The following is a 21,249-nucleotide window of genomic DNA, read 5'->3' as shown; positions in this document are numbered from 1 at the left end:
GGGTCGGAGGGGTTCACTTGACTCGGCTGACGTATTCGCCGCTTCGGGTGTCGCAGCGGATGACCTCGCCGTTCTCGATGAACAGGGGTACGCGCACGACCGCGCCGGTTTCCAGCTTGGCCGGCTTGCCGCCGCCGGACGCCGTGTCGCCGCGCACGCCCGGATCGGTCTCGACGATCTGCAGCTCGACGAAGTTCGGCGGGGCCACCGACAGCGGCGCGCCGTTCCACAGCGTCATCACGCACATCTCCTCGCCCTTCAGCCACTTCGCCGCATCGCCCATGGCGGTGGCGTCGGCGCTGAACTGCTCGAAGCTGTCCGGCTGCATGAAGTTCCAGAACTCGCCGTCGGTATACAGGTACTGCATGTCCGTATCGACGACATCGGCGCCTTCCACCGTCTCGTTGGCCTTCAGCGTCTTTTCGGTGGTGCGGCCGTTCTTCAGGTTGCGCACGCGGATGCGGGTGAAGGCCTGCCCCTTGCCCGGCTTGATGAACTCGGCCTCGACGATGACGTAGGGGTCGCCGTCCAGGATGATCTTGAGTCCGTTCTTGACGTCGTTCAGGCCGTAGGTCGCCATGCGTGCTCCGGGGGATTGAAGTGCGAGCCGCGGGCTGCGGCTAGACTATTGGGTTTGCGGTGATCGCCGGCGAACCGCCGGCCAAAGAGGCGAAATGATAAGCGCAAATCCCCGGATCGCGCAGCCCGGGGCGGCCGAGGGCGCGTCCGCCGACTGGCGTCGGCTGTGGCGCGAAGCGGTCACGGATCCCCTGGAACTGCTGCACCTGCTGGGCCTGGAAACGCTGGCTGAACGCCTTCCGGCCGGTGCGGCCGGGTTCCCGCTGCGGGTGCCGCGTGGCTTCGTGGCGCGCATGCGCCACGGCGACCCTGCCGACCCGCTGCTGCGCCAGGTGCTGCCGCTGGACCTGGAAACCCTCCAGGTGGAAGGCTTCGGCCTCGACGCCGTCGGCGACGCCGCCGCCCGCAGCGGCCGCGGAGTACTGCAGAAGTACCAGGGCCGCGCGCTGCTGGTCGCCACCGGCAGCTGCGCAGTGCACTGCCGCTACTGCTTCCGCCGCCACTATCCCTACGGGGAGGACAGCGCCGCGGCCAACGCCTGGCAGGCCGCGCTGGACACGATCGAGGCCGACCCAAGCGTCGACGAGGTGATCCTGAGCGGCGGTGATCCGCTGTCGCTGTCCACCGCCAAGCTGCGCGAGCTGGGCGAGCGCCTGCTCACCCTGCCGCAGGTTCGGCGGCTGCGCATCCACAGCCGGCTGCCGGTGGTGCTGCCCGAGCGCGTCGACGCCGATCTGCTCGACTGGCTGACCACGCTGCCGCTGCAGAAGGTGATGGTGATCCACGCCAATCACGCCCGCGAGTTCGATGCCTCGGTAGCACAGGCCCTGGCCAGCCTGCGCGGGGCCGGCCTGACGGTGCTCAACCAGGCGGTACTCCTGCGCGGCATCAACGACACGGCCGAGGCCCAGGTCGAGCTGGCCGAGGCCAGCTTCGCCGCCGGTGCCCTGCCCTACTACCTGCACCAGCTCGACCGGGTCGCCGGCGCGGCGCATTTCGAGGTGCCCGAGGCCGAGGCGCTGGCGCTGGAGGCCGCGCTGCGGGGGCGGCTGCCGGGCTACCTGGTGCCGAAACTGGTGCGAGAGGTGGCCGGCGCGAGCAGCAAACTGCCGCTGGCGCTCACGACCGAAACGTGAAGCCGCCGACAGGGCGGAGCCCGGATGGCGTCCGGCGTTTGCGGACCGCCGCCGATTTGGACACACTCCGTGCCCTTGCAGAACAGGTCGCCAGCGTGGGGTTTTGGCCGACCTGCGGCGCGCGCAGCGCGATGGATGGCATCGCCCGCCGCCGGCAGCATCACCAGCCAAAGGTCCGTTGGGGGGCGGGTCCGGCAGGCAGGCAGCCTCGGCTGCGTGCCGCCGCAATCGCAGTTTCAAGGGAGTTTGATGGCCAAGCAGGAAACCGTGATCCGACTGCTGCAGATCGAGGACACCCTCGAGGACGCGGAGTCGATCGTCAACGCACTGCGCAATGGAGGCATCGCCGTCCGCAGCGCGCGTCCCGAGTCGATCGAGGAACTGATCGACCAGCTCGGCAAGCAGCAGCCGGACCTCGTGGTCGCGGCCTGGAGCGGCAAGCGGCTGCCCTTCGCCGAAGTGGCGCAGGCCATGCGCAAGGCTGGCCGCCACGCCGCGCTCGTGGCCAGCCATTCCGGCATCGATGAAGCCACCCTGCTGGAAGCCTGCGCCCTCGGCGCCTTCCACATCGTGTTGCGCCAGCGCCCGGAGCAGATCCTGCCGACCCTCAAGCACGCCTGGCTCGCCACTGAGGCGCGGCGCAGCCAGCAGCGCCTGGAGGACGCCCTGCGCGAAACGGCGCGCCGCTGTGACGCGCTGATCGACTCCTCGCGCGACCCCATCGCCTATGCCCACGAGGGCATGCACATCCGCGCCAACCACGCCTATCTCGAGATGTTCGGCTACACCGACTTCGAGGAAGTGGAGGGCATGCCCCTGCTCGACCTGATCGCCCCCAGCCATGCCGGCGAATTCAAGGCCCTGCTCAAGCGCCTGAGCAAGGGCGAGCCGCCGCCGGAGAAGCTCGAACTCAAGGCCATGCGCGCCGACGGCATCGATTTCGATGCGGTCATGGAGTTCGCCCGCGCCAGCTACGAAGGCGAGCCCTGCCTGCAGATCGTGTTCCGCAAGCAGTTCGTCGACAGCGAGGAGCTGCAGACCCTGCGCGAGCGCGACCAGGTCACAGGCCTGCTGAATCGCCAGGTCTTCCTGGCCGAGCTCGAAGCCGCGGCTGCGCGCGCCGAGAACGGCGCCAAGGACCAGGCCGCCCTGCTGATCGAGGTCGACAACTTCGGCAACCTGCTGAACGACATCGGCCTCGGCCACGCCGACACCCTGCTGGCCGATGCCGCCACCCTGCTGCGCCACACCCTGGGCGACGACGTGCTGCTCGCGCGCTTCGCCGACCACACTTTCGGCCTCGTCTGCCGCGGCAGCAACCACGCACAGACGCGCGAACTGGCCGAGCGCGTGCGCATGGCCTTCGAGGGCCACATCCTCGAGATCGGCAGCCGCTCGGCCACGCTCACCGTCAGCATCGGCGGCGTGCAGATGAGCGAGAAGTCCGGCCCGGCCCAGCAGGTGCTGGGCAAGGCGGGCCAGTGCCTGCAGGCGGCGATCTCGGAGGGCGGCAACCGGCTGTCGCTGTTCGATCCGGCCGCCCGCGACCGCGCCGAGGAAGAGCGCGTGCGCACCTGGGTGGCGCGCATCCAGCAGGCGCTGAAGTCGGGCGACTTCATGCTGCACTACCAGCCGATCATCAGCCTGCAGGGTGAGCCGGTCGAGTTCTACGAGACCCTGCTGCGCATGCGCGTCGGCGACGGCGAGATCGCGCCGCCGCTGGCCTTCCTGCCGATCGCCGAAGAGCACGGCCTGATCGAGAAGGTGGACCGCTGGGTGCTCTCGCACGCCATCGCCGTGCTCGCCAAGGTCAAGAGCGAACACGAGCGTCGACTGCTGGTGAAGATCACCCCGCAGAGCATGCAGGACCCCACCCTGCCCGGCTGGATCGCCAACCTCTTGAAGCAGACCGGCGTACGCGGCGAGCAGCTGGTGTTCGGCGTCCCCGAGACCCGGGTGATGACCTATCTGAAGGGCGCCAAGGAATTCCAGCGCGCGGTCGCCAAGCTGGGCTGCGGCATGTGCCTGGAGCAATACGGCGCCAGCACCCACTCGCTGGACGTGCTGAAGCACCTCGAACCGACGATGCTCAAGCTCGACCGCAGCTTCACCGAAGACCTCGGCCGCAACACCGAGCACCAGGCGAAGGTGCGAGAGCTGGCGGCCCGCGCCGGCGATCTCGGCAAGTCGACCATCGCCGAGTTCGTGCAGGACGCCGCAAGCATGACCGTGCTCTTCACCAGTTCGGTGCACTTCGTGCAGGGCAACTTCCTGGCCGCGCCCGCGCCCGAGATGAACTACGACTTCAACATCTGAGGCGATCGCCGACGCTGGAAATGCAGAAGGCCCGGAGCGATCCGGGCCTTCTGCTTTGCGCGTGGAATGCGGGCGAGTATCAGACCGCGCGGCGCAGGGCTTCGATGCGCTCCGGCAGCGGCGGGTGGCTCATGAACAGGCGCTGCAGGCCGGCCGCCATGTGCCCACTGATGCCGAAGGCCGCGACCTCCTTGGGCAGGGTGTTCTCGCCGTGCTGGGCCTGCAGGCGCTCAAGCGCTGCGATCATCTTCTGCTTGCCCGCCAGCTTGGCACCGCCCTCGTCGGCACGGAACTCGCGGTGCCGCGAGAAGGCCATCGCGATCATCGAGGCAAGGATGCCCAGCACCACCTGGGCCACCAGGGTCACGATGAAGAAGCCGATGCCACCGCCCTCTTCCTCGTTGCGGAAGACCACGCGGTCGACGAAACTGCCGATCAGGCGCGACAGGACGATGACGAAGGTGTTCAGCACGCCCTGCAGCAGGGCCATCGTGACCATGTCGCCGTTGGCGACGTGGGCGACCTCATGACCGAGCACGGCCTCGGCTTCGTCGCGGCTCATGCCGCGCAGCAGGCCGGTGGACACCGCCACCAGCGAGTTGTTGCGGCTGGGCCCGGTGGCAAAGGCGTTGATCTCGGGGGCGTCGTAGATCGCCACCTCCGGGCACTTGATGCCGGCCATCTGCGCCTGCCGCTGCACGGTCTGCAGCAGCCAGGCTTCCATCTCGTTGCGCGGCTGCTCGATCACCTGGGCGCCGGTGCTGCGCTTGGCCACCCACTTCGACATCGCCAGCGAAATGAAGGAGCCGGTGAAACCCAGCACCAAGCCGAACACCAACAGGCCGACGAAGCTCTGGCCGCGGGCGGCCATCGCCATATCGAGGCCGAGCAGCTTGAGTACGATGCTCGCCACCAGCAGCACGGCGATGTTGGTGGCGACGAACAGGAGAATGCGCTTCATGGTTCAGAACCTCGGATGCGTGGACCAGGTCCGCGGGCGGACCCCAGCATGGGTAAGGGAGCGTGGAGCCTAATTCAAGATCTTCGACGGCGACAGGTTCAGCCTATGTGGGCCGCTTCGCGCCCTCGCCCACCGGGCCGCTGCACCTGGGCTCCCTGCTCGCCGCCTTCGGCAGCTGGCTGGCCGCGCGCAGCGCCGGCGGCCTCTGGCGCGTGCGCATCGAGGATGTCGACCGCATGCGCGAAGTGCCGGGCGCCGCGCAGGCCCAGCTCGCCACCCTGCGAGCCTTTGGTCTGGAACCCGACGGCGAGGTGGTGGTGCAGAGCGCGCGCGGCGAACTCTATCGCAGCGCGCTCGATCGGCTTCTGGACGCGGGCCTCGCGTTTTCCTGCCGATGCAGCAGGAGCGACCTGACAGCCAGCGCCGGCATCCACCATCGCTGCGTGGCGGATCCGTCAGGCCATGCCGCAGCGCTGCGCCTGCGGGTGCCGGCGGGACCAGGCAGTCACATCGCCTTCGTCGATCGCCTGCACGGGCCGATCGAGCAGGCGGTGGACGCGGCGGTCGGCGATTTCGTGCTCAAACGTGCGGACGGCTGCTGGGCCTACCAGCTCGCCGTGGTCGTCGATGATGCCGAACAGGGCATCACCGAAGTCGTACGGGGTGCCGACCTGCTCGACTCAACGCCGCGGCAGATCCTGCTGCAGCGCGCCCTGGGCCTGCAGACGCCGGCCTATGCGCATCTGCCCCTGGTGGTAGACGGCGAGGGCCGCAAACTATCGAAGTCGCTGTCGGCGCTGCCGGTGGATCCGCGCGATCCGCTGCCCGCGCTCCGCTGGTGCTGGGCGGCGCTGGGGCAGAGGCCCGAGCGCGTCGCCGATGCGGGCTCGGCGAACGCACTGCTCCAGCGCGCGGCCGCTGAATTCGAATTCAGCCGTATTCCAACCGGGCACGGTCTTGCCATCGGTCAAAACGCGGTCGCAAGCCCTGTATAAACTCGGGGGCCGCCGCGCGGATCCGGCCTGCGCGGCCACACATCAACGAGCCGGATGACCACGGGAGAGGGAGCATGACAGCACGCGTTGCGCTGGTGACGGGCGGTACGGGCGGGATCGGCACGGCGATCTGCAAGCGGCTTGCGCAGATGGGCCACAAGGTGGCGACCAACTATCGCAACGAGGCCAAGGCCCGCGAGTGGCAGGCCGCGCTGAAAGCCCAGGGCTTCGACATCGCGATCGTGCCCGGGGATGTCGGCAGCCCCGAGGGCGGCGCGGCCATCGCCAAGGGCGTGGCGGAAGCGCTCGGGCCGATCGAAGTGCTGGTTAACAACGCCGGCATCACCCGCGACGGCACCTTCCACCGCATGAGCGCCGAGCAGTGGCACGAGGTCATCAACACCAACCTCAACTCCTGCTTCAACATGACCCGCCCGGTGATCGACGGCATGCGCGACCGCAAGTGGGGCCGCATCGTGCAGATCAGCTCGATCAACGGTCTCAAGGGCCAGTACGGCCAAGCCAACTACGCGGCCGCCAAGGCCGGCATGCATGGCTTCACCATCTCGCTCGCACGCGAGAACGCCAAGCTCGGAATCACCGTCAACACCGTCTCGCCCGGCTACGTGGCCACCGACATGGTGATGGCCGTACCCGAGGAGGTGCGCGCCAAGATCGTTGCCGACATTCCCACCGGCCGCTTGGGCAAGCCGGAGGAGATCGCCTACGCCGTCGCCTTCCTGGTGTCCGAGGAGGCCGCCTGGATCACCGGCTCCAATCTCGACATCAACGGCGGCCACCACATGGGCTGGTAACATGTGAAACCATTGGCGCGGCGCAGCGCGACCGCGCCAGTGGAACCACACCCGAAGGCGCTGGCCCTTGCGGCATTGCCGCATACCGTGACCATCGCCCCGGGCTGCCCAGGACGGGCCATGCCATCTTCCCCACGCGAAGTCGCGGCGCCCGTCGAACAGCCAGGCGCGCGGCCCCTGCCAGCCCAGAGAGCCTCGACGCCCATGCCCAAGCCCCGGGTCATCAAGAAGTATCCGAACCGCCGCCTCTATGACACCGAGATCTCCAGCTACATCACGCTGGAAGACGTTCGGCAGCTGATCGTCGACGGCGAAGAGGTCGAGGTGCGCGACGCCAAGACCGGCGAGGACCTGTCCCGCTCGGTGCTGCTGCAGATCATTTCCGAGCACGAGGAGAAGGGCTCGCCGATGTTCAGCACCCAGCTGTTGAGCCAGGTGATCCGTTTCTACGGTGACAGCCTGCAGGGCTTCATGGGCAGCTACCTCGAACGCAGCATGCAGCTGTTCCTCGACCAGCAGCACCAGTTCCGCAGCCAGCTCAACAACCTGCTTGGCAAGACGCCGTGGTCGATGCTGAACCAGCTGACCGAGCGCAACCTCGACATGTGGAAGAGCTTCCAGGAAGGCATGCTGCGCCCGGGCGCCGCGCGCCCCGAGGCATCCGCCAGCGAGACCTCGGAGAAGGCCGAGCCCCCCGCGGCCGGCAGCAAACCGCGCCCGCGCTGAGCGCGGTTTGCTCGTCGCGGCGCACGATGGGCACCAGCCTGGCGGCGCCTGCCATATTCAACCCCGGAACACACGGCGGTCGCGCTCGTCGCGCACGCCGCCCTGTGGAGCGTGTCGCCGTTCGGGCCGACCACAAGCGCGGGGAATCGCAAGAAGGAAGTTACGCATGAGCGCACGCATCGCCCTCGTCACTGGCGGCACCGGCGGAATCGGCGCGGCCACCTGCCAGGCGCTGGCTGCCAGCGGCCATCATGTCATCGCCGCCGACATCCACCTGCCGGAGGCGCGTCTGGCCGAGCTGCGCGCCCTGCCTGGCCTCGGCGCGCTTGAGGCGATCGCGCTCGACGTCAGCGACCATGAGGCCTGCGCCCGCGCTATCGCCGACATCGTTGCCCGCCACGGCCGCCTCGACGTGCTGGTGAACAGCGCCGGGATCACCCGCGACGCGACCCTGCGCAAGCTGGAGAAGCACCAGTGGGACGCCGTGCTCGGGGTCAACCTCGACGCGCTCTACCACCTGTGCCGCCCGGCGATCGAGCCGATGATCGCCCAGGGCTACGGCCGCATCGTCAACATCAGTTCGATCAACGGCCAGACCGGCCAGTTCGGCCAGACCAACTACGCCGCCGCGAAGGCGGGCGTCCACGGTTTCACCATGGCGCTGGCGCGAGAGGTTGCGGCCAAGGGCATCACCGTAAACTCAGTGGCGCCGGGCTATTGCGACACACCGATGGTGCAGACCATTCCGCAGCCGATCCGCGAGAAGATCCTCCAGCAGATTCCGGTCGGCCGCATCGCCCAGCCGAACGAGATCGCCCGCGTGGTCGACTTCCTCGCCGCCGAAGGCTCGGGCTATATCACCGGCGCGCTGCTGCCGGTCAACGGCGGGCTGTTCATCAGCTTCTGAGCGGCGCCACGCTCAGCCGGCGCTGCGATAGGCCCGGTTGATGCACTGCCGGTAGCGCGATTCGACCCGTTCGGCGAACCACTCGGTGGTCAAGCTGCGGGTGAGCTTGGGACTGCTGAGCCGGATCTGCGGCACGCGCGCCCGCGGCAAGGGCGCTCCGGCCTGCGCATCGGCCTGCTCAAAGACGCGACGCCAGGTGTCGGTGTGCTCGAAGTCGAAGCGATCGGCGCGGCGCAGGTCGCGCGAGATCCGCGCTTCGCTCAGGCCCAGCACCGATGACAGCGACAGCGCCACCCGCTCGGTCTCGCTGCGACTGCGCTCGAACAGCCCCGGATCCGGCAGAACGAGGTCGCCGTCCAGCGCCAGCCGGACCCCGCTGAGCGCGCTCAGCGCCTGCTGAAAAGCCGCGTTGCGGCTGGCGTACCAGCCGGCATTGAAATCGGCGTAGCGATAGAGATGGCGCTCGTAGCTGCTGGGGTACTGCAGCAGATGGGCGATGCCGAAATAGACCCCGCCGCGCCGGCTGAACACCTCGTCGCGGATCGACTGCACGCCCGCATACGGATAGGGCTGCTGCTTGGCGTGGGCTTCGGCGAAGGCGATCGACACCTGCATCGAGCCGCCGGTGCGCACCGGGTTGGCCGCGTCAAACAGGGTCTGGCCCAGCGGCACGCGGGCGATCAGCTCGGCGTACAGATCGCTCATGTCTTTCTCGGTGCGCAAAGCCTGCAGACGCTGCTCAAAGCTGCGGCCATCCCCCGAGGGCAGGCGCAGCACTGCCGCGAGCGCGATCCGCGGGATCTTCAGCCGCGCCGCCCGCCGCTCGATCTCGGCGCGGGCGATTCGCGGCAAGTTCGGCACCGTGGGGTTGGCGCGATAGCCGGTTTCCTGCTCGATCACCGCCAGGGCTGCGCACAGGTTGTCGGTGCTCTGCAGCAGGCCAAGGTGGCGGAACGCCGCCTCGATGTCCTGCGCCCAGCCCTCGCGCTGCGCCAGGCGCGGGGGCAGCAGATCGACCAGCTGCGCGCGGACCTCGTCGGCGCTGCGCTGCGGGTGACGGCGCTCGGGGGCGCTGGCGCAGCCCGCCAGGGTGGCGACCCCCAGTGCCAGCCAGCAGACCTTCCGTCGCCAGCGATTCCGCACCAGCCGAAGCCCGATCAGGGCGAGGCCTCGAAGCTGTTTGCGAAGCCCTGCCACACCTGCTCCAGCCGGAAATTGGCGACGATGTCAGCGACCAGATCACCGCTGCGCGCGTTGTCGCGCTGGTCGACCACGCCAGTCGGAAAGCCATTGAAGCTGACCCGCGGGCTGGAGAAATGGGGCCGCCGGGTGCAGCCGCCGGCGGGGCACTGGTAGGCCATGACCGTGCGGTAGGACTGTGCGCCCTGGCCTTCGACATAGTGTCCGAACGACCACGGGTAGGAGGCGCTTGTCGGCGAGGTGCCGTTGGCGGGATCGTGCTCGAAGCCCATGTTGTGGCCGTGCTCGTGGACCCAGCTCAGATTGCCGACCGCGCAGTCGCGGTCGGTGATCTGCACCGCACTGCCGGCGAAACCCGCGCCCGGGCTGCGCATCACGTAGCCGATGCCGCAGGCGCCGGGCAGATTGGCGACCAGCAGGCTGACCATGTCGGCGGCGAGCGCGTTGCGGCGCGCCTGCTGGCTCGCATTCGAGCGGAACAGGCCGAGCTCGGTGCTGGCCGAGGACGTACCTTCGACCCAGCCCTCCAAGAGTTCGATGCCGACCACTCGGAAGCGCATGCGCATGCCGCTGTTGGCGAACACGGTGTTGGCGGAATCCACGGCAGCCTGCGCCTGCGCGCTGATCTGGCTGACGCCGCCGGCGGCATCGCGCGCGGCCGGCGAGTACATCAACAGCACATCGACCTGGTCACCACTGTCCATCAGGGCCTGCGCGGCTCCAGGCTTTCCCGCAGCCGCGGAAGAGAACGCCTGTGGGCCGGGATCGACGGGGCCGCGGCAGGGCGGCAGGCGATCGCCATCGAGTTCGATCAGCCAGGATTCGCCGGCGACGGTCGAAGGCACCAGCTCCCAGATGCCCTCGGGCGCGCTGATGAAGCCGGCCACCGCGTCGCCGGAGACGCTGAGCACCGCCGGATAGTCGCCGGCATCATCGAGGCTGCCGCGCCAGGTGTAGCGGTCATCGGCATGCTGCTCGATCGCAAGCGTCAGCGCTTCGCGCTGACCCTGCGGAAAGGGCAGGCGCAGGGTGGCGGGTGCGGCGGCCAGGATCGCCGGAGCGGTGGCCACCGCGTAGGCGCTCCGAGCCGGCAGTTCCGTCGGCGCGGGACGCGCCTCAGCTGGCAACAGGCGCCAAGCCTCCTGCACATCGGCCGCCACCGAGAGGCAAGGCAGCAGGGCCAGGGTCGTCGCCATCAGCAGGCTGCGCGTGCTCATCGAAGGGTGCTCCGCTCGTCTCGACTGCGCTGGATTCTAGTGAATCTGTCCACGCGAACACGAAGGCACAGCCCACTCCATGCTCGGCGCGGCTGGGTCGGGGGCGCGGGTCGACCGATACTGCCGACCATGAACTACCTCGCCCACCTGCTGCTGGCCGAACACAGCGACGAGGGCCTGCTCGGCGCTCTGCTCGGTGACTTCGTGGCCGGCAGCGCGTTCGAAGCCTGGCCCGCGATCGTGCGGCGCGAGATCCTGATCCATCGCCGCATCGATGGATTCACCGATCGGCATCCGCAGGTGCTCGCCCTGAAGGCGAAGTTCCCGGAGGGCCAGCGCCGCTATGCGGGGATCCTGATCGACGTGTACTTCGACCACCTGCTGGCGCGCGACTGGCCGCGCCATGAAGACCAGCCACTGCACAACTTCAGCCAGCGCGTGTACCGCGTGCTCGCGGAGGCCGCGGCCGAGCTGCCGCCGCGACTCGCCGCGATCGCCCCGCTGATGGCCTCTGGCGACTGGCTGGGCAGCTACCGGCTGCGTGACAACGTCGACCGCGCGGTGACGCGGATCGCGCGACGACTCTCGCGCGGCGGCGAGGGCCTGGTCGCCTGCCTGCCGACCCTGCGCCTGCACGAGGCCAAGGCCGAGGCCGGCTTCGAAGCTTTCTTTCCCGAGCTGCGTGCCTTCGTCGACGAGACCCGCGCGGCGCTGATGTCGCGCTGACGGCCGACTGGACTCGCACGCAGGGAAGGCCGCCCTGCGCCAACGATCAGGCGCCCGCCTCCTCCGCCCCGGGCGCCTGCACCCAGCGATCGCGACCTTCGCGCTTGGCCTGGTAAAGCGCCCGGTCCGCTCGCTGGATCACCGCCACCACCGGCTCGTCGGGCGCAGCCAGGGCCACGCCGATACTTATCGTGTAGTGCACCGGCGGATGTCCCTCCAGCCGCAGGCGGCGTCCGCGCACATCCGTCAACAGACGCTCTGCCAATGCAGCGAGCGCCGCAGGCGTGGCCTCGTCCAGCAGCAGCAGGAACTCCTCGCCGCCGTAGCGCGCGCACAGGCAGTCGCGATGCACCTCACGCTGCAGCACGCCGGCGAAGTCGACCAGCACGGCATCGCCGACGTCATGCCCATGACGGTCATTGATGCGTTTGAAGTGATCGAGATCGATCAGCAGCACGCCGGCAGCGCGAGTGCGATCCTGCCGGGCCTCGATCGCGGCGAACAGCGCGCGCCGGTTGGCCAGCCCGGTCAGTGGATCCATCGCCACCTGCCGACGGAGACGCGCATTGGCCTGCTCCAGCGCCTCCTTGGCGACGCGCAGCTCGCGCGTGCGCTCGCCGACCTCGCGCTCCAGGCCCTGCGCGTAGCGCCTGGCCTGGCGCAGGCGCAGACGGTTGAAACCGATCCAGGCCAGCACCAGGGCCGTACCGATCAGCAGTCTCGCCCACAGCGTCTGGTGCCAGGCCTGGGCGACCTCCACCTCAAGCACGACGGCCTCGGCCGCAGCCGGCGCTGCGCCTTCCAACCGGGCGCGCAGCTCCAGCCGCTGGCGGCCGGTCGGCAGGCGGCTGAACACCGCGCTGTGGGCGTCGCCCAGCGGCGTGAACTCGGTTTCCGCGGGATGCCAGCGATAGGCGTAGCGGACGCGCTCGGGGCGGTCGTAGTGGAAGGCGCTGAACTCGACCTGCAGCGGCGCATGGCCATGCGGTAGCGCGATCTCGCCGTTGCCCGGCAACCACTCTCCCTGGCCCAGCCGCCACCTCACCACCGTCGGACGCAGGCTTGCGGAGCGCGCCGGAACGTCTTCGGGACGGAAGGCGATGAAGCCACCAATGCCGCCGAAATAGAGCCGCTCGCCATCGCTGGCGCTGGCGCCAATGTTCTGCTGCGAACTCAAGAGACCGTCGCGTGCTTCGAGCAGATCGAGTTCGCCGCTTTGCGGCCGGTAGCGCAGCAGGCCGCGCGGCGAGCCCGCCCACAGGTCGCCTGTGGCATCGAACTCGATGCTGTTGACGCTGCGGATGCCGGCCGCGAGCAAGGACGACTGGCGTTCGAAGCGCGGCTCGCCGGGCGCGTCGGGCACGCTCACCAGCCCGCCCGATGTGGCGAGCCACAGGCGGCCCTCGGCGTCGGGCTTCTGCGCCCACACCACCGCGCCGGGCAGGCTGCGATCATCCGCGCCAACCGCCACCCGCGCGCGCGGCCGCAGCTGCGCATCAAGGCGGAGCAGGCCGCGGTCGGTGCCCAGCCAGACCTCGTCGCGCCAGCGCTGGATCGACCACACCGGCCGGCCGTCCGCGCCCTCCAGGGCAACCCGCTGCACGGGCCCGCGACCACCGTCCTGATTGAGGAACAGCCCCCAACCCGTTCCGACCAGCAGGCGGCCATCGCCAAGGACAAGGCTGCTGCGCAGGCTCTGCAGCTCAGCGTCGATCTCCTGAAGCTGCCCGCCGTCCCAGCGGAACAGGCCGTAGCCACTGCCGACCAGCAGAGCGTCGTCAAGCTCGCGCAGATGCCAGATGAAACGCGACTCGACCCGCCACTCGCCGAAGGGCAGACGCTGCAGCGGCCAGTGCAGGCCTGCACTGCGCTGGTCGGCGTCCACCCAGTGCACGCCCGCGCCATAGGTGCCGATCCACAGCCGCCGACGGTGGTCGACCAGCAGCGAGGACACCATCGGATGGCCCAGCGAGTCGCTGCGCCCCTCGATCGGCAACTGGCGCTCCACAGCTTCGTCGAAGCGCGAAAAGCGGGCCAGGCCCGAGCCCCACACGGCGGCCCAGAGGCCATCACCGCCGGGCTCGGCGGCAAGACTGGTGATGATCACCCCGCTGCCTTCGCGCGCTTCCCATTCCGGCAGGTTCAGGCCGCGCAGGCAGTCGCAGTCCCGGCGGTAGACCACCAGCCCGCGGTTGCTGCCGATGTAGAGGCGGTCGCCGCGCTCGAAGAAGCTGTACACGCTGGTCGCCCGCAGCGCGCCGCTGTTGCCGAGGCTTGGGTGGAACCAGTCGGTGCGCCCGGTGGCGGGCGAGAAGCGCGCCAGGCCATCGTTCCAGAAGCCGACCCACAGCCGGCCCTGGGCGTCCTCGTGTACCGCCGACACGTGCGCGCGGCCGCCCTGCACCTGCGGAAGGTCCAGCGGCTGGAAGCGCAGGCGCAAGCTGTCCGGATCGAGGGCGTGGATGCCGCCCATGGTCGCCAGCCACAGCGTCGACGCGCCCACCGCCAGGTCATTGATCGCCAGCGGCTCGCGCCATGGTTGGCCTTCGGCATCGAGCAGGCGCAGCGGCTGCAGCGGCGTCTGCCAGTCGGCGTCCTGCCAGCGGAAGAGCTGGCCGGACTCGGTGCCCGCATAAATCGAACCGTTCGCGTCAGCCTTCAGTGCATAGACGCCGACGATCTCCTCGTTGCCCGAGCGCAGCTCATCGAGGCGCTCGGTCGCCAGATCGAAGCGCAGCAGACGCGAGCGCGTCGCAAGATAGACCGCACCGGGCACGGCCAGCATACGGCGCACATGCGGATCGGGCGCGCTGAAGCCGCCGTCGACATCGATCGGCAGGAAGCGGTGGCTGTCGAAGCGGACCACGCCATCCTGGGTGCCGATCCACAGGAAGCCGCGCGCATCCATCGCCAGCGACTGCACCTGCGCGCTCGGTAGCCCGTCTTCATGGTCGTAGCGCTGGGCTGCGACAGCACCACGCGGGCCGAGCAGGGGCGCCGCCAGCACCAGCAACACGCACAGGCGGCGCAACAGCCGGCGAGCCGGGCTCGGGAGGTCGTTCATTCGGGCGAGGCAGGGCGTGGGCAGGCGCGATACTGCGCAGGCGCCAGCACTTAGGCAAGTGGCGGATGCTTCGGCAGACCCCACACGCAAAATTCAGATCAGGCCCGTAAACCTCAATTCAAGCACCCCGAAATAATCGCAAGCGAGCCATCCGCAACTCTTTGCCAAACAGCTGTCCACTCGCCCAAGAACCGGCACTTGGTCAATCTGAGGTTCCCCCGTTATGGGCGATCAAAGGCGCACCCGCCTCAACCCAACTTTCCACTTCGCGCAACGATGCGAAAATCCGAGAGAGGCTAAGTGAAATCATCGGATTAATCCCAGAGGGCAGCAGCACACGCGAATCGGTGCGCAAAGCAATGCAGCGCTTGCCAAGCGCAAAGCAAAATCCGATCTCAAAGCAAACGCCCTCATCTATTACCCGCCCATCGAGGACGGCAAATATCAAATCCGCGCCTTCCATTGCGCTAACATCCATCTTATGAACTTGGCGAGCCTTCTGATCAAACTCGCTTCCCACAAGGCCACTACCAGGAAGCAAGTGCCCGTCTCGCTGGGGCAGAAAGACATCGAAACGCCGCTCTAGCAAAGCGCAAAGATCCGCGTTGAAACCCCTCTCAAGATCATTGAATAGTGGCGCGGCCAAGTATAGCTTACGAGACGTTACCACCAGTCACCCCAAAACGATTAGCCACATCACGCAGATCAACCGGCCTGAAATCTTCGAGATGAATTATCTTCGACACCTCGTGAACGACCTCCCGGATGGACAGCTCAGCAGTATCCACGACGAAAACTTCGACACCCTCACCGCTATCACAAGACCATAACGAGCTGAATCGCTCCTGCAATGAGCGAAGATACTCTACCGAGCCTTGCTTATGTCTTGATTTCGACCTCAAGTCCAAAATTTCAGGGCTGCCAACCAAAAGAACCACGGCACCTCTTACCGGCCCCCCGTGACCAGCGAAAAGCGCCAGCAACTCTTGAACCCTTTTTGAGCGGGACCCTGTATCCGCAAAAGCAAGCGGATCAATTAGCGACCTGTCGCAAGCACAAAGCTGGTGCTCGAGCCGACTCAGCAACAGATTCTTGTTCTTGAACTGCCTATCAATCCACGCATCAACCGAAGCCCGCTCACACTCAGTCAACGAGTCTGCTGCTTTCAAGACCAATTCTGGCTTCGGCTCCAGCCACTCAGAAAACACTCTCAAACATTTGAGGTGGGAAAGGACGGTCGTTTTTCCTACACCGACGGGACCGGACAGATAAAAAACGAAGTTCTTGGGAACACCGGCATCGTCTGCCAGGATGGCGAAGTCCTCATCGCTCATAGATAGGATTCGCGCCAAGGCACAAATCTCGGTGTCACACAAACTCAAAGTAACTACATTGAAAGTACGGAAGCGCGCATCTCGTTGAAGCAGCACCTCTCGCGTCAACTCAGCGGCCGGCTTCTCAGAATACGCCACGTAGTAGTGAACATGCCCAGGATTCGCCCGCGCACACTGCCTGAGGAGATTGCGCAACGTAGGATCGTTTAACGAGATTCCGATGAGCAATCCCGTGTTTCTGAAAAAGTGCGACAACAGGGTTGAGTAAACCCCATGCTGCGCATCAATCAACTGATCCTCAAAAGACTCCTCAGAAAAAGTTAGCCAAGCGCTCCCGGCTCGCTTGTGTTCGCGCGGCAAGAAGCCATTTGGATGATAGATGACTCCGGAATCTAGCGAAAATTGAACAGTGGGCTCCCAAACGGTTTCATATGCCTGTTGAGCTACGCCCCCAGAGACACGCAACTCGTCGAGCATCTCCTCAACCGAATCATCGAAATTATAGTTTACTGTGAGCGGAGCCTTCGCGATCAATTCAACAAACTGACGAAGATAAGGATGGGAGCTGACCTGGGCGACTCCCTGATAGAGGCAATCACGCACCACCGAAAGCCAGCGAAGCCGAACTTGCCTCTTTCTGATACTGAATGGCTCAGAGGACTCATCGGGCGAATGCCTGAGGCTTTGTCGAAAATGCTCGAAGAGCACTTCGGCGCTCGAAGTTTTTGATCCCGCAGGAAAAGCGAGATGGGATGCATTGACTTCAGGATGGCTTCTTAGTCGCTCTATAAGCTCTCCCCAATCAGGAAATCCCAAGGGTTTTGAAGACCCTGCACCGAGAACCGGCATAAGTTTCCTGCGCGCCAACTGCGAGCGCATGTGATACACCGCTCGCGCGTATCGGCGAAGCACGCTGATTTCTACTGATCCCATTTGCGCAGATAACTCGCTTAGTTCTGAAGCGACCTTACGTAGCTCACCGCTTGCGCAACCACTCCTCGATCGCTCCCGGCACCTCGCGCTGGGCGCGGCCGGAGACGTAGATGCCGATGTGGCCGCCGCGGAAGCTGAGCTCGGTGTAGTCGCGGGTGCCGGCGGCAGCCTTGAGCGCGCGCGAGGCGTCCGGTGGCACGAGGTGGTCCTGCTCGGCGTAGATGTTCAGCACCGGGCAGCGCACGTTGCGCAGGTCGACGCGCTGATCGCCGATGAAGACATCGCCGCGCATCAGCTTGTTGCCCTGGTAGAAGTCCTTGATGAACTGGCGGAAGGCCTCGCCCACCTGGTCCGGCGAGTCGAAGATCCAGCGCTCCATGCGCACGAAGTTCTCGACCTCGACCGGATCGTCCATCTGCTCGACGAAGCCGACGTACTTCTGCAAGAAGAGGCGGTAGGGCTTGAGCGTGAGGTAGCAGAGGTTCATCAGGTCGGCCGGCACGTTGCCGAGCGTGTCGACGAACAGGTCGACATCCATGCTGCGCGTCCAGCTGCTCAGCATGTTGTCCGGGGTGTGGAAATCCACCGGCGTCACCATGGTGATCAGGTTGCGCACGCGCTCCGGATGCAGGCTGGTGTAGCACAGCGAGAACGCGCCGCCCTGGCAGACGCCGAGCAGGATGATCGAGGCCAGCTGATGACGCCGGCAGACCTCGAGCACGCAGGCATGCAGGTAGCCGTTGATGTAGTCGTCCAGCGTCTCGTAGCGGTGGCTGCGGTCCGGGTAGCCCCAGTCGATGATGTAGACGTCCTCGCCGCGGGCCAGCAGCTGGCGCACCAGCGAGCGGTCGTGCTGCAGGTCGACCATGTAGGGCCGGTTGACGAGGGCGTAGCAGATCAGGATCGGCACGCGTGCAGTCGGCTCGCGTTCGCCGCGATAGCGGTACAGGCGGACGCGGCCGTCCTGCCAGACCAGCTCCTTCCGCGTCGCGCCGTAATCGACGTCGCCGGCGCGCTGCAGGCTGTCGATGCCCTCGCGCAGCTTGCGCTGGGCGTCGAGCAGGTCCTGCATCAGCTTGGCGGGGGTGAAGCCCAGCGGGCCGGTCATCGAAGCAAAGTTCATGGGCTGCATGGATCAGCGTCCCTTGCGTGCGCGGGCGGGGGCCTTGGGGGTGACCGCTGCCAGCGGTGGCAGCGTCTTCTTGCGGCTGGCGCTGGCTTTCACCGCCTGCTTGGCAGCTTTCGCGGTCGGCTTCGCGGCCTTGGCGCGCGGCTTGGGTTTGGCACTGGCAGGCTCGGCCTGGAGTTTCGACTCGGTCCCGGCGCTGGACGTCTTGGCGCGGAGCTCGGGTTCTGCGGGGCGCGCGGCCGACTCGGGCCTGCGCCGCGTCTCACTCGAGGCGCCCTGCGCCGCCAGTTCCAGCTCAGCGATGCGCTGTTTCAGCGCGCGTACTTCGCGGCTCAGCTCGTGGGTGCGCTTGTGGTTGGAATCGAGCTCGGTGCGCGAAGGCAGGCCCAAGGCCTTCAGCTGCTCCTCGACGATCGCCATGCCGCACTGGCGGACGCGCATCTGCGCGTTGACCAGCTCGCCGTAGACGTGGCGATACTCGGGGCCGAGCGCGATCTGGGCGAAGGCTTCCTCGCTGGCGTCGATCCACAGATCGAACAGCGCGCGCGCCGACTCGAGCTGCTTGCCGGGTTCGCTGTGGGCGCGCAGCTTCGCCTCGAAACGGGCCATGCCTTCGCGCTGCACCTTCTGCATGAGGGTGTTGTAGCGCTCCATCACCGCCTGCAGGTCGATCTGCGCCTGCGCGAAGGCCTGCCAGCGCTGCTGGTGCTCGCGCATCAGGCCCAGAGGTGCCGCCCCCAGCGCACCGCGCATCTCGGCGGCGAAGCCCGGGGAGCCACCGCCAGCCATCGGCGCGAGGAAGCTCGGGACCATCAGCGCGGGCGGAATCGCCGGCGCGTCGCCGAAGGTCTTGCGCCAGAGCTTCATCAGGCTGTCGACGTCGAAGTTCGGCGTCTCCAACGCCGGCAGCAGGGCCTGCTGCAGCTGGCCGTACATCTGCTGGGCCTGGGCGAACAGGTCGGCGCCTGGCATGGGCTGCGGCTGCGCGCCGAACATCTGCTGGAAGGCGGCGAAGGGCGACGGCGGCGGCGCCGGCTGCGGCCTCGCCATCGAGCTCCAGAAGCCCATCACCTGCTCGGCCATGCGGGCAGGATCGAAGGCGGAAAAATCAGGCGTGTTGGCGCTCATCGCAAGCCTCGTGGCGCAAGGGAAATCGCGGTTCGCAGAGCCCGCGGGACACACGCGGCGGGCCCTGCGTCAATGCGGCCGGATGCTAGCACAGGGGTTTTGCGGGGCAGGCGCGCGGAGGCCCGGAGAATCAACCCGCTGGCAGCGCGAGATGCTCAGCCCGCAGCGCTGCCACGCCCGCGCCCTCGATGCCGCGAGGCTTGGCCGCCACGCGAACGCGCTCACTGCGCGGCCCACGGCCGGCCTCAAGGTCCGCCCAAGCCTGATCCAGCGCGCGATAGGCATACGGCATCAGCGGCAGGTAGCGCGCGGCCAGCAGCGGCGCCCCCAGGAAACCGTCGAAGTGCTGCACGTGCGACAGCTGCCAGTAGCGCAGCGCGCGTCCTGCCTGCTCCGCCTGGGCCACATAGGCCGCGCTGCTGAAGGCCTCGGGGATCAGGCCATCGTCGAGACCGTGCAGCACGGTCAGCGGCAGGCCTGCGCGCGGCGGGCCTGCCTGGGTCTGCGCGACCGCCGCGCGCAGGCTTCGTGCGTCTGCGCTGTCGCCGTCCCAGAGATCGGCGAGGCAGCGCAGGCCGGCCAGCGCCGGCGGCACGTCCGCCTCCGTGGGCGAGAGCAGCTGCGCGCCGGCGGTCGGCGGAATGCCCGAGCCATCGCTCCAGATCAGCGCCCGCTCGGCCACCGTGGTGGCACGCGGCTGGCCCTGCGCATCGACGGCGGCGACGCGGAATCCGCAGGGCATGTCGGTCGGCCCGCGGCGCAGGTAGGCCGAGGCATAGGTCGCGCCGACCGCGCGCCACAGCTCGAAGCTGACGCTGAGCGCACCGGCGGCGATCGCCTGGTCGGTCCAGCCGCCCTCGTGGAGGCGCTGCCGCGCTTCCGCGACCTGGGAGTCGATGGAACGAGCCGCCAGCAGGCCTGCCGCGTACGCCAACTCGCAGGCCTGACGCCACTGTGCGGGCGCCCCCTGCGGCGTGCGCGCGAAGGGCGTGGCATCGAAGCGCGCATCCAGCAGCGCGCAGGGCATCAGCAGGCCGGCTTCCGTGCCATAGTCGAAGGCGGGTCGGCCGTGGTTCGCGACATGCACGTTCGGCGCGATCGCCACCGCGGCGTCCAGCCAATCGTCCGCATCCGCGGCGGCCCGCAGCACGGCGGCACCGCCATTGGACACGCCCACCGCGATCACCCGCGTGTTCTCGAAGGTGAAGGGCGCCTGCGCCGGCAGCGCGCGGCTCAACTGGTGCAGGCCGAACTCGGCGGCCTGACGCAAATGCTGGCCCCAGTCGGCCTCGGGATGGTCACCGCTGTGCGCATGCTTGACCGCGAACAGGGGCTCACCGCTGGCGGCCAGCGCGAACTCCGGCTCGCCCTCGGCGAGTCCAGACAACCCAGCGCCCTGCCCGCTCGCCAGATCGAAGAAGCCCGAACCCGCACCCTTGTCGGTGTAGGCCACCGCACAGCCGCGCGGCAGGCCCCAGCCACCGGCCAGCGAGATCGCGCCGTAGATGCCGCGCGAGCCCGAGGACGCCGTGACCACAAGGCAGCGCGCACCCGCGTCGAAGGCATCGGGCAGCTGCAGCATCACCCGATGCGGATGGCGCGCTTCGGGCAACCAGGCGAGCGCATGGAACTCGCGGCCCGGCACGGCCGGCAGCGCGCCGTAGACTTCAGCGAACCCACCGCCCGGGGTCAGATCGGCAATGCCTCGCCAGTTGGCCCAGAGCGCGCGACGGCGCAGTTCCGCCGCGGTCGGCGCATTGGCATCGGCGAGTGCCGGCGGAGTCGCCTGCTGCAGGCCGGACAGGCCAAGACCTGCGCTCAGCAGATCATCGGGCGCACGATGCACGGTCTCGCGGACGTCGGACAGACGCATGGGCAGGGCCTCGTTCGTTGCGGGAACGGCAGCGCAGGCAGCGAGCGCGAGGCAGGCGAGGACGACAGTCAGGCGGATCATGCTCATGCCCGGATGCTCGGCGCGCACCGCGCCGCGGGCCATCGTACTTTGGTACAGCGCATCGTGACCCCTCTCGCGAGTTTCCGTCCCAGAGTGCGTCCGCTCCGCCGTCTTGCCTCCGGCGCGCAG

The 21,249-nt window shown here is 67.8% G+C and carries 17 protein-coding genes; 7 read left to right on the top strand and 10 right to left on the bottom strand.

Features of this window, described 5'->3' with window-relative positions; genetic code table 11:
- Positions 1-13 precede the first annotated feature (13 nt).
- Positions 14-580, bottom strand: a complete 567-nt coding sequence (efp, locus tag BLP83_RS00260) for an elongation factor P (RefSeq protein ID WP_091237484.1) — start codon at positions 578-580, stop codon at positions 14-16.
- Between the two features lie 94 nt (positions 581-674).
- Here efp and epmB point away from each other — a divergent pair, with 94 nt between their 5' ends.
- Together epmB and BLP83_RS00250 are read left to right on the top strand one after the other, a co-directional pair.
- Positions 675-1,715 (top strand): EF-P beta-lysylation protein EpmB, encoded by a 1,041-nt coding sequence (epmB, locus tag BLP83_RS00255; RefSeq protein ID WP_091237482.1) that lies wholly within the window; start codon positions 675-677, stop codon positions 1,713-1,715.
- A 249-nt stretch (positions 1,716-1,964) separates the two neighbouring features.
- Entirely contained in the window at positions 1,965-4,031 is a 2,067-nt protein-coding gene (locus tag BLP83_RS00250; RefSeq protein ID WP_176763938.1) for an EAL domain-containing response regulator, read from the top strand.
- A 79-nt stretch (positions 4,032-4,110) separates the two neighbouring features.
- Here the strand turns inward: BLP83_RS00250 and htpX are convergent, their stop codons facing one another.
- Positions 4,111-4,992, bottom strand: a complete 882-nt coding sequence (htpX, locus tag BLP83_RS00245) for a protease HtpX (RefSeq protein ID WP_091237478.1) — start codon at positions 4,990-4,992, stop codon at positions 4,111-4,113.
- Between the two features lie 107 nt (positions 4,993-5,099).
- On the opposite strand from htpX, the gene gluQRS reads away from it, so the two are divergent.
- The 4 genes from gluQRS to phbB (BLP83_RS00225) all read left to right on the top strand — a co-directional run bounded on the left by gluQRS (position 5,100) and on the right by phbB (BLP83_RS00225) (position 8,435).
- A complete protein-coding gene (gene gluQRS, locus BLP83_RS00240) occupies positions 5,100-5,987 on the top strand; it encodes a tRNA glutamyl-Q(34) synthetase GluQRS (RefSeq protein ID WP_091237476.1) in 888 nt (295 codons plus the stop codon).
- Positions 5,988-6,061: 74 nt separating this feature from the next.
- On the top strand, positions 6,062-6,802 hold the full coding sequence (gene phbB, locus BLP83_RS00235; RefSeq protein ID WP_091237475.1) for an acetoacetyl-CoA reductase: 741 nt from the start codon (positions 6,062-6,064) through the stop codon (positions 6,800-6,802).
- Positions 6,803-7,006: 204 nt separating this feature from the next.
- Positions 7,007-7,528, top strand: coding sequence for a polyhydroxyalkanoate synthesis repressor PhaR (gene phaR / locus BLP83_RS00230; RefSeq protein WP_091237473.1), 522 nt, complete (start codon positions 7,007-7,009; stop codon positions 7,526-7,528).
- A gap of 166 nt (positions 7,529-7,694) precedes the next feature.
- Positions 7,695-8,435, top strand: a complete 741-nt coding sequence (phbB, locus tag BLP83_RS00225) for an acetoacetyl-CoA reductase (protein ID WP_091237471.1) — start codon at positions 7,695-7,697, stop codon at positions 8,433-8,435.
- A 12-nt stretch (positions 8,436-8,447) separates the two neighbouring features.
- Here phbB (BLP83_RS00225) and BLP83_RS00220 read toward each other — a convergent pair whose 3' ends face one another.
- Positions 8,448-9,578 carry a DUF1615 domain-containing protein gene (locus BLP83_RS00220; RefSeq protein ID WP_245679924.1) on the bottom strand — a complete coding sequence of 377 codons (1,131 nt, stop codon included), beginning with the start codon at positions 9,576-9,578 and terminating at the stop codon, positions 8,448-8,450.
- 14 nt (positions 9,579-9,592) lie between these two features.
- On the bottom strand, positions 9,593-10,852 hold the full coding sequence (locus tag BLP83_RS00215; protein ID WP_091237470.1) for a M12 family metallo-peptidase: 1,260 nt from the start codon (positions 10,850-10,852) through the stop codon (positions 9,593-9,595).
- A gap of 129 nt (positions 10,853-10,981) precedes the next feature.
- On the opposite strand from BLP83_RS00215, the gene BLP83_RS00210 reads away from it, so the two are divergent.
- The gene (locus tag BLP83_RS00210) at positions 10,982-11,578 is read left to right on the top strand and encodes an acyl carrier protein phosphodiesterase (protein WP_091237468.1); all 597 of its coding nucleotides are present in this window, start codon (positions 10,982-10,984) and stop codon (positions 11,576-11,578) included.
- Between the two features lie 46 nt (positions 11,579-11,624).
- Here BLP83_RS00210 and BLP83_RS00205 read toward each other — a convergent pair whose 3' ends face one another.
- From BLP83_RS00205 to BLP83_RS00180, 6 genes are all read right to left on the bottom strand, one after another.
- Complete coding sequence (locus BLP83_RS00205; RefSeq protein WP_091237466.1) at positions 11,625-14,642, bottom strand: ligand-binding sensor domain-containing diguanylate cyclase; 3,018 nt, start codon at positions 14,640-14,642, stop codon at positions 11,625-11,627.
- A 202-nt stretch (positions 14,643-14,844) separates the two neighbouring features.
- Positions 14,845-15,312 (bottom strand): nucleoside 2-deoxyribosyltransferase, encoded by a 468-nt coding sequence (locus BLP83_RS00200; RefSeq protein ID WP_176763936.1) that lies wholly within the window; start codon positions 15,310-15,312, stop codon positions 14,845-14,847.
- Entirely contained in the window at positions 15,296-16,855 is a 1,560-nt protein-coding gene (locus tag BLP83_RS00195; RefSeq protein ID WP_176763935.1) for an SIR2 family protein, read from the bottom strand. Before BLP83_RS00195 ends, BLP83_RS00200 begins: the two co-directional genes overlap by 17 nt.
- Before the next feature lie 97 nt (positions 16,856-16,952).
- Positions 16,953-18,017, bottom strand: a complete 1,065-nt coding sequence (locus tag BLP83_RS00190; RefSeq protein WP_091239348.1) for a class III poly(R)-hydroxyalkanoic acid synthase subunit PhaC — start codon at positions 18,015-18,017, stop codon at positions 16,953-16,955.
- A 27-nt stretch (positions 18,018-18,044) separates the two neighbouring features.
- Entirely contained in the window at positions 18,045-19,166 is a 1,122-nt protein-coding gene (phaE, locus tag BLP83_RS00185; protein ID WP_091237461.1) for a class III poly(R)-hydroxyalkanoic acid synthase subunit PhaE, read from the bottom strand.
- Positions 19,167-19,296: 130 nt separating this feature from the next.
- Positions 19,297-21,126 carry a 3-hydroxybutyrate oligomer hydrolase family protein gene (locus tag BLP83_RS00180; protein ID WP_176763934.1) on the bottom strand — a complete coding sequence of 610 codons (1,830 nt, stop codon included), beginning with the start codon at positions 21,124-21,126 and terminating at the stop codon, positions 19,297-19,299.
- Positions 21,127-21,249 lie beyond the last annotated feature (123 nt).

This window comes from Aquimonas voraii, assembly GCF_900101825.1.
In the GTDB taxonomy this organism is placed as follows: domain Bacteria; phylum Pseudomonadota; class Gammaproteobacteria; order Xanthomonadales; family Xanthomonadaceae; genus Aquimonas; species Aquimonas voraii.
The sequence above is the reverse complement of the archived record's forward strand: the minus strand, read 5'-3'. Positions and strand labels throughout refer to the sequence as shown.

Coding starts and splice junctions, on each gene's coding strand:
- BLP83_RS00190 (WP_091239348.1), bottom strand. CDS start 18,017: ATGACCGGCCCGCTGGGCTTCACCCCCGCCAAGCTGATGCAGGACCTG.
- htpX (WP_091237478.1), bottom strand. CDS start 4,992: ATGAAGCGCATTCTCCTGTTCGTCGCCACCAACATCGCCGTGCTGCTG.
- BLP83_RS00205 (WP_091237466.1), bottom strand. CDS start 14,642: ATGAACGACCTCCCGAGCCCGGCTCGCCGGCTGTTGCGCCGCCTGTGC.
- phbB (WP_091237475.1), top strand. CDS start 6,062: ATGACAGCACGCGTTGCGCTGGTGACGGGCGGTACGGGCGGGATCGGC.
- BLP83_RS00210 (WP_091237468.1), top strand. CDS start 10,982: ATGAACTACCTCGCCCACCTGCTGCTGGCCGAACACAGCGACGAGGGC.
- phaE (WP_091237461.1), bottom strand. CDS start 19,166: ATGAGCGCCAACACGCCTGATTTTTCCGCCTTCGATCCTGCCCGCATG.
- phbB (WP_091237471.1), top strand. CDS start 7,695: ATGAGCGCACGCATCGCCCTCGTCACTGGCGGCACCGGCGGAATCGGC.
- BLP83_RS00180 (WP_176763934.1), bottom strand. CDS start 21,126: ATGAGCATGATCCGCCTGACTGTCGTCCTCGCCTGCCTCGCGCTCGCT.
- efp (WP_091237484.1), bottom strand. CDS start 580: ATGGCGACCTACGGCCTGAACGACGTCAAGAACGGACTCAAGATCATC.
- BLP83_RS00250 (WP_176763938.1), top strand. CDS start 1,965: ATGGCCAAGCAGGAAACCGTGATCCGACTGCTGCAGATCGAGGACACC.
- BLP83_RS00195 (WP_176763935.1), bottom strand. CDS start 16,855: ATGCGCTCGCAGTTGGCGCGCAGGAAACTTATGCCGGTTCTCGGTGCA.
- phaR (WP_091237473.1), top strand. CDS start 7,007: ATGCCCAAGCCCCGGGTCATCAAGAAGTATCCGAACCGCCGCCTCTAT.
- BLP83_RS00215 (WP_091237470.1), bottom strand. CDS start 10,852: ATGAGCACGCGCAGCCTGCTGATGGCGACGACCCTGGCCCTGCTGCCT.
- epmB (WP_091237482.1), top strand. CDS start 675: ATGATAAGCGCAAATCCCCGGATCGCGCAGCCCGGGGCGGCCGAGGGC.